Origin of the sequence: Actinacidiphila yeochonensis CN732, from assembly GCF_000745345.1 — a bacterium.
GTDB lineage: Bacteria > Actinomycetota > Actinomycetes > Streptomycetales > Streptomycetaceae > Actinacidiphila > Actinacidiphila yeochonensis.
Genome location: NZ_JQNR01000005.1, coordinates 1,611,298 through 1,625,674, shown reverse-complemented (window position 1 = coordinate 1,625,674; position 14,377 = coordinate 1,611,298). Strand labels below are relative to the sequence as shown.

Here is a 14,377-nt window from a genome sequence, read left to right as displayed (position 1 = left end):
TTCACGTACACACGGATGGCGGTAGTTTCGTCCACGAAGACCAACAACCATGAAGGGGACTTCCCATGGCGGTAAGCCTGACCAAGGGCGGCAACGTCTCGCTGACCAAGGAGGCGCCCGGACTCACGGCGGTCACCGTCGGCCTCGGGTGGGACGTGCGCACGACCACCGGTACGGACTTCGACCTCGACGCGAGCGCCATCGCCGTGAACGCCTCCGGCCGGGTCTACTCCGACGGCCACTTCGTCTTCTTCAACAACAAGCAGAGCCCGGACCAGACGATCGTCCACACCGGCGACAACGTCACCGGCCAGGGCGAGGGCGACGACGAGCAGATCAACGTCAACCTGGCCGCCCTGCCGGCCGATGTCGACAAGGTCGTCTTCCCGGTCTCCATCTACGACGCCGAGTCCCGCGGCCAGAACTTCGGCCAGGTGCGCAACGCCTACATCCGCATCCTCAACCAGGCCGGCGGCGCCGAGATCGCCCGCTACGACCTGAGCGAGGACGCCGCCACCGAGACCGCCATGGTCTTCGGCGAGCTCTACCGCAACGGCGCCGACTGGAAGTTCCGCGCGGTCGGCCAGGGCTACGCCTCCGGCCTGGCGGGCATCGCCTCCGACTTCGGCGTCAACATCTGACGGGCACCGCCTGACGCGGACCGGGCCGGGCCGGGCCGGGTGGCGCCCGGACCGGCCCGGCCCGGCGCGCCGCGCACGCGCCACCCGCGCGACGCCCGGGACGCCTGGGACACCCCGGGCCCCTGGGACGCCACCCGACTGGTCGCCTGTTCGCCGCCCACCCGCCCGTCCATGTGCGGCGAAATGGACCTGAGGGCCGGGTTCGGCCGCGAGTAGGGTGGGCGGCGGGGGCGGACCGGCGCGGGAACGCGCGGTCTGCCGGGGGTGGGAGGGGAATCTGATGCCCGACGTGGACGAGCACGCGCTCGCGCTGTACCAGACTCTGCGCGCCGGCGGCTCGGAGGCCGCCGCACGCGCCGGCGGCACCGGGGACTCGGCGGCCTGGCGCCGGCTGACCGAACTGGGGCTGGTCGAGACCAGCGGCGGACGGCCCGAGCCGGTCGAACCCAGCACGGCTCTGATCCGGGCCATGGAGAAGTACCGGGCGGGGACCCTGCGCCTGGTGCGGGAGGCCGCCGCGCTGGAGGAGACCGCGCTGGCGCTGGTCACGGTCTACCAGCCGGCCGCGGTCCGGCGCATCGAGGCGCTGGAGGTCGAGTACGTCACCACGCTGGGCGCCAAGCTCCGCGCCATGACGACGTTCGTCGCCGCCAACCGCAGGTCCTGCGACGAGATGCACCTCTGGCTCACCCCGGTCGAGGAGACCCTGGCGCGGGGTCGGATGCTGGACACCGAGATGGTCTCGCGGGGCGTCCACATTCGCACCCTCTACCCGCGGCACCTGCTCGGGGTACCGCGGGCGGTGCGCTACTTCGACGAACTCGTCGCGATCGGCGTCGAGATACGGCTGATCGACGACGTCCCCTGCGACCTCGTCATCGGAGACGGCCTCACCGCGTGCCTGCCCGGCGACCCGGCCGCCCCCAGGAGCTCGCCGCTGCTCCTGCTGCGCAGCCAGAGCGTGGTCGGCACCCTGGCCGCGTTCTACGACGACTGCTGGCGGCGGGCCACGCCCTACCCGGAGCCGCGCCGCCCCGCCGCCGCCGAGCTGTCGCCGCAGGAGCGGGTCGCCATCCGGCTGCTGGCGATGGGGCTGAGCGACGACCAGATCGCCCGCAAGACCGGCGTGCACCGGCGCACCGTCCAGCGCACCGTCGCGAAGCTGATGGACCGGCTCGGGGCGACCAGCCGCTTCGAGGCCGGCCTCCGGCTCGCCCAGGACCCGGAGCTCTCCCGGGTCCTGCCCCGTCCCCGCATGCGCTCGGGCCCCTTCACCCGGACCTGAGCCGGGTCGTCGCGCCCGTCCCGGCGGCGGGGCTCACCCGGACGGCCGAGGGCCGTCCGGATGGAGAGCGTTCGCCCACAGCGAACATCGCCGTCCGACCTCGGCGCCGGGCGCCGCACCGGCCGATTCCGGACGCACTTGGGAACTCCTTTACCCTTCCCGCGAGTTCTCCGACCGTGCCGCAGCCGCGCGCACCCGCCCTTTCGTACGACCGCGCCGCGGTCGGCGTATCCAAGACCGCCGAGGAGATCCGCCATGGCCCTGTGGGACCGCTTCAAGGAGTCCGCCCAGACCATGCAGACGCAGCTCAACGCGAAGAAGAACGACCTGAAGAGCGGGGCGTTCCGCGACGCGAGCATGGCGATGTGCGCCCTGGTGGCCGCAGCCGACGGCTCGGTGGACCCGGTGGAACGGCGCCGGGTGGCCGCGCTCATCACCGGCAACGAGGTGCTCCAGAACTTCTCCGCCACCGACCTCCAGCAGCGCTTCGACGGCTACCTGGACAAGCTGGCCGCCGACTTCGACTTCGGCAAGGTGGCGCTCCTCCAGGAGGTGGCCAAGGTGCAGAAGAAGCCGGCCGAGGCGCGGGCCGTTATCCAGATCGGCATCGTCATCGGCGGCGCGGACAGCACCTTCGACAAGACCGAGCAGGGCGTCGTACGCGACGCCTGCTACGCGGTCGGCCTCAACCCGTCCGAGTTCGACCTCTGACCGGCCGCCGCTGACCGCCGGGCCGGGCAGCTCGGGCCGCCCGGTCCGGCGGGGGCCCGTGCGGCCTGGGCCGCGCGGCGCGGATCGGGCGGTCGGCGCGGATCGGGCAGTCGGCGTGGATCGAGCCGACGTGGCGCGGGCAGTCGGCGTGGCGCGGTCGGCGCGGGCGGTGAAGTGCGACCCGGGCGGTGAAGAGCACGGCGCACGGCACCGGCACGCGGAGCTGGAAAACCGTCCGCTCCCGCGCAGTGGACGCGCGGGAGCGGACGGTGTGGAGACCGGCGGGCCGTCCGATCCCCATCCTCGCCGAGGGTCCCCCCCACGAGGCGACCGGGCGAGCAGTCCGGCCACATCCTCGGCGGCGGTCCCGGTTCACAGCCATACGGGGAGGCCGCGACCGGGAGAACACGGCTGCGCGCCGCGCCGGCGCCCGTTGGCCGGGCAGCCCCGCGTGCTGCGCACCGTGGGAGATTGATATCCGATCAGGCCATCCCCGGACCACCCGGCAACGCTTCCGTGCGGCCCGACCGCGCCCAGCTCACCCCGCGCCACCTGCGGTGACGCCGACCATCCCGGTACCGTGTCCAAAAAGCGACAGGTACCAATATGGACATCACACCGGCGACTGGTGGACCGTCACGTTCCGCACGGCCCGGTTCGAACGTGTCCGCCCTGGTGCGGGGCAGGATGGTGCCACCCGGGAGACTTCCGGGACAGCCGACCGGCGCGGGCCGGGCCCCGCGAGGGTCCGGCCGCCGGCCACCCGAACGGAGCGGACCCACGTGCGCACCCCTGCCCCCACCCCGGCTCCGGCCCGGCCCCGGGCCCGGGCCGACCCCACCATCGGCCGGTGGCCGGTGACCGGGTGGCCGGCGGAGACGCTCTCCGCCGTGGTGCTCGCCGCGGTGCTGGCCTTCGCGGTGGTCCGCCCGAAGCGGCTGCCCGAGGCGGTCGCCGCGGTGCCGGGCGCGCTGCTGCTGCTCGCCACCGGGGCCGTCTCGCTCGGCCACGCCCGTGAGGAGGTCCAGCGGCTCGGCCCGGTCGTCGGCTTCCTGGCCGCCGTGCTGGTGCTGGCCCAGCTCTGCGACGGCGAGGGGCTGTTCGCGGCGTGCGGGGCCTGGATGGCGCGGGCGGCCGGCTCCAGCCCGCAGCGGCTGCTGGTCGTGGTCTTCGTCCTGGCCTCGGTGACCACGGCCGCGCTGAGCCTGGACGCCACGGTGGTGCTGCTGACGCCGGTGGTGTTCGCCACCGCCGCCCGGGTGGGGGCCCGGCCCAAACCGCACGTCTACGCGTGCGCCCACCTGTCCAACACCGCCTCGCTGCTGCTGCCGGTGTCCAACCTGACGAACCTGCTCGCCCTGGCCACGGCCGGCCTGAGCTTCACCCGGTTCGCCGCGCTGATGGCCCTGCCGTGGCTGGTGGCGATCGCCGTCGAGTACGTGGTGACGCGGCGGTTCTTCGCCCGCGACCTGGCCGTCGGCACCGCCGGCCCGTGGAGCGGCCCGCCGCCCGCCGGGTCCGGCAGCACCCGGCACGACGCCCCCGAGCGCGCCGAGGCACCGCCGTCCGGCGGCAGCACCCGGTACGAGGCGGCCGACGCGGCGGGCGCGGCCGGGGAGCCCGAGGGCGAGCCGCCGGTGCCGGTGTTCGCGCTGTGGACGGTGGCGGGGACGCTGGCCGCCTTCGTCGGCGCGTCCGTACTGGACATCAACCCGGCCTGGGCGGCGTTCGCCGGCGCCGCCGTCCTGGCCGTCCGCGCGCTGCTGCGGCGCCGCACCACCCCGGCGGCGCTGGTGCGCGCGGCCGACGTACCGTTCCTGCTCTTCGTGCTCGCGCTGGGCGTCGTGGTGCGGGCCCTGGTCGACAACGGGCTGGGCGACGCCCTGGGCAGGCTGGTGCCGGACGGTCAGGGGCTGCCCGCGCTGCTGCTGCTGGCCGCGCTGGCGGCGGTGCTGGCCAACGTGATCAACAACCTGCCGGCGGTGCTGGTGCTGCTGCCGCTGGCCGCGCCGTCCGGTCCGGGCGCGGCGCTGGCCGTACTGATCGGCGTGGACATCGGCCCCAACCTCACCTACGCCGGCTCGCTGGCCACGCTGCTGTGGCGGCGGGTGGTGCACGCGCACGACACCGAGGTGGAACTGGGCGAGTTCACCCGGCTGGGCCTGCTGACGGTGCCGGCGGCGCTGGTGGTCGCGGTGGTGGCGCTGTGGGCGGGGTTGCAGGTGATGTACTGAGCCGTTCCGCCCGGGACCGGGAGTCCGACGTCCCCGGCGTCCCCGCTGTTGCCGACGTGCCCGAGGCTCCCGACGTCAAGGTCTCGCAAAACACGGCTGGTTGAACGTTCGGAGCGCGTCAAGGACGCGGGAGCGCACCCTCGGCCGGTGGTGCGATGGACGCGGTCGGCCGCCGCCACCGCGGCGAGGCCGGCGGCAGACGTCCCCCACCCGCGGAGGTGCGCATGGCGCCCGGGCAGCAGCCCTCGGACCATCCCACTGTGCCCGGCCCCATCGGCGGCTACCGCAACGCCCCCGTCTCCGATCCGGCCGCACCGGCGGCACCGGCCGCGCTCCCCGCGCTGCCCGCCGGCGGCGCGGCACTCGTCGTGGACTTCGGCGCCCTCACCGCGGCCGTCACCGCCGCAGGCAGCGCGGCCGGGCACGCCCAGGACGCCGCCGTCCGGCTCCAGAACGCCGCCGCCGGCGCCGAGTTGTGGGGTGACGACCCCGGGCTCGGCCAGCCCTTCGGCGACGCCTTCGCCGGATCGCGCCAGGACCTGCTGGACACCGTACGGGAGCTGCCGAAGCTGCTGGAGGGCCTGGCGGACGACCTCGCGGCGGCCCGGCGGGGGTTCGCCGACGCCGAGGACTCCGCCACCACCCTGGCCCAGGGCTTCACCCCGGGCGGCGGAACGCCGGGCGGCGGTGTCCGGGCGTGATCGACGCCCACCACGTGCCGCCCGAGCTGCAGAACCTGCTCATGGTGGTCGTGGGCAACAAGTGGCCCACCGGCGACGAGGCGGCGCTGCGCGCCGAGGCCGAGACCTGGCGCGAGGTCGCGACCGCCCTCGGCTCCTGCGCCGCCGACCTCGCCGACGTGGACCGGAACGTGGACGCCGGGCTGGAGGGGGCGACCCGCGACGCCGTCGACACCTTCCTGCACGCGCTGGTCGGCGCCCAGGCCACCCAGGGCACCCAGGGCACCGGGGCGAGCGGCGCCGGCCCGCTGCTGCCCGACATCGTCCGCTGCTGCGACGACGCCGCGGACGCGCTGGACGGCCTCGCCAACGAGATCGAGACCCTGCGGATCGAGATCCTCGGCTCGCTGGCCGTCCTCGCCGTCCAGCTGCTGGTGGACGCGACCGTACTGCTCTTCTTCGGCGGCGCGGCTGCCGCGGCGGCCGAGATCACCCTGGCCCGGGTGCTGTGCCTCGCCTTCCTGCGCCGGGCCGCCACCCGGGCGCTGACCCGGGTCGCCGAGTCGGTGCTGGCCCAGGTGGGTTTCGCGCTGCTGGCGCAGGTCATCGAGCTGGGCCAGCACCACCGCCGGTCGCTGGACGGCGGGGAGCTGGCCACAGCCGCGGTGAACGGCGCGGTGGCCGGCACCATCGGGTTCGGCGCCGGGCTGCTCGGCGGGGCGCTCGGCCACGGCGTCGGCAAGGCGGCGGCCGACCTGGCGGGGCTGGGGACGGTGGGCCGGAGCGTGGTCGACCTGGCCTGGCACAGCGGGGTCTCGTCGCTCACCGGCATGGCGGAGGGCGCCGCGCAGGACGCCACCTCCGGGCTCTCCGGGGACTGGGTGTCCGGTGCGGCGAACGGCGCGTTCAACAGCTTCTGGGGTGCGCGGCACACCGCGATGAACCCCCGGAACCTGGGCTCGATCTCCCCGGCCGACCACCTGGAGCCCGCGCTGGACGACCTGCTGGACGACCTCTTCACCCCCTCCCGGCCACCGGCCGGCACCCCGGCGGCCACCGGGGACTCCCCCACCGGGCTGAGCCCGACGCAGACCTTCGACCCTGCCCCCTCCCTGCCGCCCGACGCCCCCGCCCAGCCGACGGACACCCTGCCCTCCGACCTCACCGTCAACCCCTGGGCCGACACCACCCCTTGGCCGGAGAACGCCCCCGTGGTCCTGGGCGCCTCCTGGACCGAGGCCAACCCCTGGGCGCAGGGCTCCTCCTGGGACGGTGAGGAGGCCGCTCCCGGGGCCCGGAAGGGCTCCACGTCCACGACGTCCACGACGTCCACCGGCTCCGACCCCACCCGCGCCCCGGCCCGCGGCACCGCTTCCGAGGGGACGGGTTCCCCCTGGACGGACGTCAACCCCTGGGGCAGGTCCCCCTGGGAGGACGACTCTCCCGATCAGGACGCCCCCGGTATCACCCCCGCGACCTCGCAGCCCCCTTGGACGGACGGCCCGCCCGTCCCCGTGGCCACCTCCAGCTCCGGCACCCCTGTCGGCGGCACCGGCACGGCCCCCGGGCCCGTGCCCGACGAGGCCAACCCGTGGGAGAGCACCTGGGACGACCCGTGGGCGTCCACCGGTCCCGGGTCCGCCGGGACGTGAAGCGGCGCACCGCCCCGGGGTGCGCCCCGGGACGCGGACGGGGCCGTTCAGGCGCCGTCCGGGGCCGGGGCGCGGTCGGCGCCTGAGGGCTCGCGGGCGGGGCGCGGCAGCAGGAGCGGGGTGGCCAGCAGGACGACGCCGGCCGCGGCGATGGCGGCGCGCGGCCCGACCGCCGCGGCCAGCAGCCCCCACAGGGCGGTCAGCGCGGCGATGGCGGCCCGGCCGGTGATCGTCCAGGCCGACAGGACGCGGGCCACCCGGTCCGCCGGGGTCCGGTCGAGCCGGTAGGCGGCCACCACCGGGTTGAACACGCCCATGCAGCTGACCAGCGCGAACTCCACGGCGACCACCAGCAGCAGGCCGCCCACCCCCGGCCGCAGGAAGGCCAGCCCGACCGGCCAGCAGGCGCGCAGCGCCCCCGCCGCCCGCATCACCCGGTCCTGCCCGAAGCGGGTGACGACCCGGCCGGCGAGCCGGGAGCCGGCCAGGCCGCCGACGCAGGGCAGCGCGAAGGCGAGGCCGAACTGCCAGGGCGCGAAGCCCAGTCGACCCAGCATGAGGACGGCGAGCAGCGGCTCCGTCGCCATGATCAGCCCGTTCACCAGGACGGTGTTGAGGAACAGCGGGCGCAGCCCCGGATCGGCCAGCAGCAGCCGCCACCCGTCGAGCAGCCCGCCCGTACGGGAACCCGCCCCGCCCGTACGGGAACCCGCCCCGCCCGTACGGGAACCCGCCCCGCCCGTACGGGAACCCGCGACGCCCGTACGAGAACCCGCGACGGCGCCGGCCGCGGCCCGTTCCGTGCGCGGGTCGCCCGCCATCCGCAGGCCCAGCGCCGAGAGCAGGTAGCTGGCCGCGTCGGCGGCGACCGTGACGACCGGGCCGAGCAGGCCGATCGCGAGGCCGCCCAGCGGGGGCCCGAGGATCGTGGCGGTCCAGGTCGTGGACTCCAGGCGGGCGCTGGCGGCGAGCAGGTCCTCGGACGGCAGCAGCGACTTGAGGAAGGCGCCGGAGGCCGCGCGGAAGATGATGCCGGCCGCCGCGACGACCACCGACACGGCCAGGAGCTGCCAGAAGCCGAGCACCCCGAGCGCGTACGCGGCCGGGACCGTCATCAGCGCGACCCAGCGGACCAGGTCCATCGCCACCATGACCGGCCGCTTGCGCCGCGCCTCCACCCACGGCCCGGCCGACACCGCCACCGCCGCGCCCACCGCCGCCCCGGCCGCGGACAGCACGGAGACCCGGGCCGGCCCGGCGTGCAGCACCCGCACCGCGATCAGCGGGAAGGCGCTGAGCGCCAGCCCCGTGCCGCCGGCGCTCGCCGCGTACGCCGCCCACAGCCACCCGAAGGGCCGCCCGAGCAACCGCCGGCCCTTCGCCCGGCCGCCGGTCACGCCCGCGGTCACGCTGCCCGCCCCGCCCGTCGTCTCGCCCGCCGCCACGCTGCCCGTCCCGCCCGTCGTCTCGCCAGCCGCCACGCTGCCCGCCCCGTCCGCCGTCCCGTCGTCCCGCTCGTCGGACGCATCAAAGCGAGCCCGGTCCGCCGGGAGCAAACAACCACCGGAGCAGCCCGGCACAACCAACGGTTGTCACAGGTGGGCCCTACGCTGGCGGCCATGGACCTCGACGCCGTGCGGACCTTCACCGCCGCCGCCGACGCGGGCCGGTTCCGGGACGCCGCCACCGACCTCGGCGTCACCCAGCAGGCCGTCTCCAAGCGGATCGCCGCCCTGGAACGCGATCTCGGTGTGCGGCTGTTCACCCGGACGCCGCAGGGCGCCCGGCTCACCGTCGACGGGCAGGCGTTCCTGCCGCACGCCCGCGAGCTGCTGCGGGCGGCGGAGCGGGCGGCGGCCTCCGTCCGGTCGGGCCGGCGGCCGCTGCGGGTGGACGTGCTCGGCACCCGGCTCGCCCCGGCCGACCTGCTGCGCGGCTTCCACCGGGCGCACCCGGGGACGGCCCTCGACGTGGTGACCCTGCGCGACGCCGCCGAGGCGGTGGAGGCCGTCCGGGCCGGCGCCGTCGACGCCACCTTCCGCGCCGTGCCGATGCCCGGCAGCCGGCTGCCCGAGGAGGTCGAGGCCGCCCGGGTGCTCGGTGAGCCGCTCCACCTCCTCACCGGCCCCGGGCACCCGCTCGCCGCCGCCCGCTCGGTGACCCCGCGCCGGCTGGCCGGGCACCGGATCTGGATTCCCGGCATCGTCCCCGGCACCGAGTGGGCCGCGTACTACGACGACCTGGCCGCCGCGTTCGACCTCACCATCGAGGCGACCGGCCCCAACTTCGGCACGGAGGTCCTGGTGGACGCGCTCGCCGAGTCCCCGGAGCTGGCCACCTTCGTCGGCGAGCGCACCCGGGTGCTGTGGCCCGCCGGACACGACCTGCGGCGCGTCCCCGTGCGCGACCCGGCGCCGGTCTACCCGCACGCGCTGGTCTGGCGGCGCGACAACCCGCACCCGGCGCTGGCGGCCCTGCGCGCCCACCTGACCCCCGCGCCCGCCCCGCCCGGCACGGACACCTGGGCCCCGGCCTGGGCCCGCTGACCGGACAGCCGCCCCCGCGCGGCCGACCCGCGAGGCCCACGGACGGCGGGCCCGGCCCGGGGTGGTTACCCCCGGACCGGGCCCGCCGGCAGCAAAGCGTCCGTGCCTCAGCTCAGCGTGAAGTCGTCGGCCGTGACGGCGGACTGGCCGTACCAGCCGTGGACGTACACGGTGACGGCCCCGCTGGAGCCGGTGGTGAAGGAGAGGGTCAGCTGGTTCCAGCTGGAGCTGTTGGACCAGGTGCTGGCGGTGGCACCGCCGCTGACGCCGACGTAGGCGTAGGGCCCCTGGACGTAGGCGGTCAGGGTGTAGGTGTGGTTGGCGGAGAGGGTGACGGCCTGGTCGCACTCACCGGTCGCCGAGGAGGTGGGCACGACCTGGAGGGCGTGGCTGCCGGAGTGCACCGGGCTGGAGACCACCGTGCCGCCGCTCGGGCAGGTCCACGGGCTGAGGCTGCCCGTCTCGAAGCCCGCGTTGGAGAGCGAGCCGCCGCCGGTCCCGCCGCCGCCCCCGCTGGACGCGGCGGTGACGGTGAGCTTGTACGTCGCGGTGTGGCTGCCGCTGGCGGCCGTCCCGGTCACGGTGATCGTGTAGGTGCCCGCGGCCGCCGACGACCCGACCGACGCGGTCAGCGTCGAACCGCCGCCGGAGGTGACGGAGGCCGGGCTGAAGGACACGCTGACGCCCGAGGGCGCGCCGGAGGCGGAGAGGCCGACCGACTCGGCGCTGCCCGAGGTGACGGCGGTCGAGACCGCCGCGGTGGCGGAGCCGCCCTGCGCGACCGACGCGGTGGCCGGCGACAGCGCGAGCGAGAAGTCGCTGCTCGTCGTCCCGCCTCCGCCGCTCCCGCCGCCGGTGCCCGTGTACGGGACGAACGCGTCGGTGAAGGCGAGGCTGTTCTGGCTGATCTGGGTGCACGTGGAGAGCGAGTTGGCGCTGCCGCCGCACGGCTGGTCCCGGTTGACCGACCAGAACGCCAGCCGCCCCACGCCGTGCTGCGCCGCGAAGCTCTCCACCGTCTGCGCGTCGGCCAGGGTGAAGGTGGACCCGTCGTCGTTCTTGCCGATCATCGGGGTGATGCCGAGGTTGGCGTAGGTGTACGAGGAGTCCACGGACTGCATCTGCGCCAGCGTGGCCTGCGCCGCCGCGACGCTGCCCTGGCCCATCTCGGTGCCGGTGCCCGAGTAGTAGTCCATGGTCATGATGTTGACGACGTCGATCTTGACGCCGGCCGTCTTCGCGGCCTTGAGGATGTTGACGCCGTCGTTGGTCAGGCCGCTGGCCAGCACCGGCAGCGTCATGGAGAACCTGAGGTTCGGGTTGGACGCCTTGAGGTCCTTCATCGCCTGCATCTGGCGGGCCGCCGCCGCGGTGTCCGCGACCGCGGCGCCCTCGACGTCGAAGTCGAGCTGGGTGACACCGTAGTCGTTGATGATCGCCTGGTACCCGGCGTCGATGGTGCTCTGCGTCGAGCAGGTCCAGGCGAGCGGTTCGCCGGCCGCCCCGCCGGAGGAGATGATGACGGAGGCTCCTTCCGACTTCGCCCTGGCGATCTCGGGGTCGGTGTAGGAGTCGGCGCCGATGGGGAGGGTGTCGCCCCAGATCTGGGTGCACCCCTCGCCGAGCACGAAAGCGGCGGTGTACGCCTTCAGGCCGTGGCCGGTGACGGCGGTGTCGAGCAGGCCCTCCTGCCCGTTGGACATGTCCACGTACGGTGCCACGGAGTAGACGCTGGAGCCGGCGGCGCTGCTGGCGGGCGCCAGCGCGACGGTCACACCGGCGGTGGTGAGCGCGACGGCGCAGACGGAGGCGGCATATCTCGCCAAATGCATGACAAGTACCCCTTTCGGGGATGCCCGACGGGCGCGGGGATGTGGGGGGGTTCGACAGTACCGACGCCGGACCTGGCGCTGGTACATACCAAACCGCCTTGGCGCGTCCACGTCAATAGGACTAGACAACTCCGACCCCCGCCCCCGCCCCGCTTCCACGGCGGCCCCGGACGACGGCCGCCCGCCCCGCGACACGACGGGTCGGCGGGGCGGGCGGGACGGACGGGGCCGTCAGCGGCACACGAACTGACGGTGTATCAGCTCGACGCGGATTCCCGGTGGTTCAGGAGGGCAGGTGCCACACCTGGGCGCCGGTGCCGTTGCAGTCCCAGATCTGCACCTGGGTTCCTGGTGTCGTCGACGAGTTGGGATCGTCCAGGCACCTGTTGGACTGCGGGTTGTACAGCGACCCGTTCGACTGCGGGATGAACACTTGTGAGCCGGTGCCGTTGCAGTCGTACAGGTCGACCTTCGTACCGTTGGCCGTGCCCGCCGCGTAGACGTCCAGGCACTTGCCCAGGACGTGCAGGGTGCTGCCGGCCTGGACGACCGTCCACTGCTGGGCGGCGGTCCCGTTGCAGGTGTAGATCTGCACCGGGTTGTAGTTGGCGGTGCTGGCCGAGGCGTCGTCCAGGCACAGGCCGCCGTAGCCGGTGATGGCGCTGCCCCCGCCGGTCGGCGGGGTGGTGGTGCCGCCGCCGGAGCCGGAGGTCGTGTACGCGGCCACGTACCCGACGCTCATCGTGCCGCCGGAGGTGGTCCCCGAACCCGGCGAGGTGCAGCCGCAGACCCCGTTGGGGAAGCCGCCGCCCATGGCGAGGTCGAAGATGATCGACAGGTTGTGGTCGAACGCCGCCTGCCAGGTGGACGTGCCGATCTGGGCCTCGGTGACGGTGAAGTAGGCGCTGCCGTCGAGGTAGAAGGTGATCGACTCGGCGGAGGTGTTCGTCCGGTCGAGGATCATCGTGTACGTGTGGTAACCGCTCTGGCAGCCCGAACAGGCGCGCAGTCCGCTGCCGATGCCGTTGCCCTCGTTGCACACACCGCCGGGCGAGGTGCCGCAGTGGACGGTGCCGGCCACCTCGGAGAGCGCGTTGACGTCCTCCATGATGTCGATCTCGCCGTTCTCGGGCCACTGGCCCGGGCCCAGCATCCAGAACGCCGGCCAGTAGCCGAGCCCGCTGCCCGGGTTGGGCTGCTGGATCGACGCGGTGACCTCCAGCTTCCCGCCGGCCGGCGCACCGACCACGGCGGACGGGGTCTTGATGCGGCCGGACGTCCAGTTGCTGCCGCTACCGAGCGCCGTGATGTCGAGGTGGCCGCTGCCGTCGAGGTGGACGTTGGAGGTCGAGTTGGTCATGGTCTCGATCTCGCCGGTGCCGAAGTTCGAGCCGGGACCGGTGTCGTACGTCCACTTCGAGGAGTTGGGCGCGCTGCCGGACGCGCCGGAGAAGTCGTCGCTGAACACCGTGGACCAGCCGGAGGGCGGTGCGGGCACCGTGACGGCCTGCGCGGCCGGAACCCCGGCCGCGAAGACGGCGAACAGGCTGAGGGCGGCGAGCGCGACGGCCGCCCGGACGCGTCGCAGCCAGATCGAGAGGCCCGGGCGCCGGTCGGCGCCGAGCGGGTGTGGAGGGGTCATCGGCGATCTCCCAGGATCGGTCGAACATGTGGGGGATGGGGGGCGAACGTACGGGAGCCGAGCGTTACCGATTGAAAATGTGCACATGCCAAACCGTCAAGATGTCTGAGAGCGCTTTCAAAGCCCGCCCCGCCCACCCCCCCCCATGGCCGAAATCCGCCCCTCAGCCACCCGGAGAGCGGGGCGAACCCTCCCGCGCCCCCTTGACCTGCTCCGACCCGCCATCGGACACAGTGCGCGGTCACACGACCACGTGAAGCCACCTACAGGACTACCCGAGACGCGTGCGGTAACACATCGTCACGTAGGGCATCTCCGTCGGCCGCCGCGCGTCCAGCAACGCGCGCACCCGCCGCAGGAGCTCCCCGCGCGCCGCGGGCTCCAGGGTGATCACGTAGCTGCGCGAGGCGATCATGTCCACGACCTCGTCGGCGGCCACCGGGTGGCTCCAGCGGAACTCCCGCCGCTCCACCGGCCCGAAGGGCTCGCCCACCCTCTCCACCTGGTCGTCCTCCGTCGGGGAGGCGGCGCAGTCCCGCAGGAGCCGCTCCAGCTCCGCGACCCAGGGCACGGACCCGTCGCGGAAGTTCCACACCAGCGCCAGCCTCCCGCCCGGGCGCAGGACCCTGGCGGCCTCGGGGACCGCCCGTTCCGGGTCCACCCAGTGCCAGGCCTGCGCGTAGACCAGGGCGTCCGCGCTGGCATCCGGCAGCGGGATCGACTCGCCCGTCCCGTCCAGCACGCGCACCCCGGGAAGGACGCGGGCGAAGCGCTCGCGCATACCGGCCGAGGGCTCCACCCCGACGACCTCCCGCCCGGGGGCGGACAGGGCCCGGGTGAGCTTGCCGGTGCCCGCGCCGAGGTCGACCACGACCCGCGCCTCGTCGGGCACCAGCCAGGCCACGGCCTCCGGCGGATAGGGCGGGCGGCCCCGCTCGTAGGCGTCGGCCGCCGCTCCGAACGAGTTCGCCTGACGCTGCTTCTGGTCATCGGAGGTGGTCACGCCCGCCATCCTGCCAGCGGACCGCCCGGCCCGAACCGGCCATCGGAGAGCGGCCCTTGCGCCGGAACCAGAACCGGCACCAGAACCGCCACCAGGACCGGCAACAGAACCGGCACCGCCACCGGCACGCCGGTACGGACCCGGCGCCGCA

At 74.7% G+C, this 14,377-nt stretch carries 11 protein-coding genes; 7 read left to right on the top strand and 4 right to left on the bottom strand.

The features are described 5' to 3' along the window. Positions 1-65 precede the first annotated feature (65 nt). The 6 genes from BS72_RS18720 (at position 66) to BS72_RS18690 (ending at position 7,203) form a co-directional block, all read left to right on the top strand. The gene (locus tag BS72_RS18720) at positions 66-641 is read left to right on the top strand and encodes a TerD family protein (RefSeq protein WP_037912041.1); all 576 of its coding nucleotides are present in this window, start codon (positions 66-68) and stop codon (positions 639-641) included. Between the two features lie 280 nt (positions 642-921). Then, positions 922-1,926 carry a helix-turn-helix transcriptional regulator gene (locus tag BS72_RS32505; RefSeq protein ID WP_051951240.1) on the top strand — a complete coding sequence of 335 codons (1,005 nt, stop codon included), beginning with the start codon at positions 922-924 and terminating at the stop codon, positions 1,924-1,926. A 255-nt stretch (positions 1,927-2,181) separates the two neighbouring features. Beyond that, positions 2,182-2,637: a tellurite resistance TerB family protein gene (locus BS72_RS18710; RefSeq protein ID WP_037912038.1), complete on the top strand. Its 456-nt coding sequence runs from the start codon at positions 2,182-2,184 to the stop codon at positions 2,635-2,637. 857 nt (positions 2,638-3,494) lie between these two features. Continuing rightward, the gene (locus BS72_RS18705) at positions 3,495-4,871 is read left to right on the top strand and encodes an SLC13 family permease (protein WP_037916587.1); all 1,377 of its coding nucleotides are present in this window, start codon (positions 3,495-3,497) and stop codon (positions 4,869-4,871) included. Between the two features lie 260 nt (positions 4,872-5,131). Beyond that, positions 5,132-5,572 carry a hypothetical protein gene (locus tag BS72_RS32500; RefSeq protein WP_157856276.1) on the top strand — a complete coding sequence of 147 codons (441 nt, stop codon included), beginning with the start codon at positions 5,132-5,134 and terminating at the stop codon, positions 5,570-5,572. Further along, the gene (locus BS72_RS18690; RefSeq protein ID WP_037912032.1) at positions 5,569-7,203 is read left to right on the top strand and encodes a WXG100-like domain-containing protein; all 1,635 of its coding nucleotides are present in this window, start codon (positions 5,569-5,571) and stop codon (positions 7,201-7,203) included. The genes BS72_RS32500 and BS72_RS18690 overlap by 4 nt, the downstream gene beginning before the upstream one ends. 47 nt (positions 7,204-7,250) lie before the next feature. On the opposite strand, the gene BS72_RS18685 is transcribed toward BS72_RS18690, so the two are convergent. Further along, positions 7,251-8,612, bottom strand: coding sequence for an MFS transporter (locus BS72_RS18685; protein ID WP_051951961.1), 1,362 nt, complete (start codon positions 8,610-8,612; stop codon positions 7,251-7,253). Between the two features lie 210 nt (positions 8,613-8,822). Between BS72_RS18685 and BS72_RS18680 the strand changes: the two genes are divergently transcribed. Continuing rightward, complete coding sequence (locus tag BS72_RS18680) at positions 8,823-9,749, top strand: LysR family transcriptional regulator (protein WP_037912031.1); 927 nt, start codon at positions 8,823-8,825, stop codon at positions 9,747-9,749. A gap of 107 nt (positions 9,750-9,856) precedes the next feature. On the opposite strand, the gene BS72_RS18675 is transcribed toward BS72_RS18680, so the two are convergent. From BS72_RS18675 to BS72_RS18665, 3 genes are all read right to left on the bottom strand, one after another. Further along, positions 9,857-11,581: a carbohydrate binding domain-containing protein gene (locus BS72_RS18675; RefSeq protein WP_037912025.1), complete on the bottom strand. Its 1,725-nt coding sequence runs from the start codon at positions 11,579-11,581 to the stop codon at positions 9,857-9,859. A gap of 283 nt (positions 11,582-11,864) precedes the next feature. Continuing rightward, positions 11,865-13,223: a glycoside hydrolase family 16 protein gene (locus BS72_RS18670; RefSeq protein WP_051951238.1), complete on the bottom strand. Its 1,359-nt coding sequence runs from the start codon at positions 13,221-13,223 to the stop codon at positions 11,865-11,867. A 271-nt stretch (positions 13,224-13,494) separates the two neighbouring features. Then, a complete protein-coding gene (locus BS72_RS18665; protein WP_037912023.1) occupies positions 13,495-14,226 on the bottom strand; it encodes a class I SAM-dependent methyltransferase in 732 nt (243 codons plus the stop codon). Between the last annotated feature and the right edge of the window lie 151 nt (positions 14,227-14,377).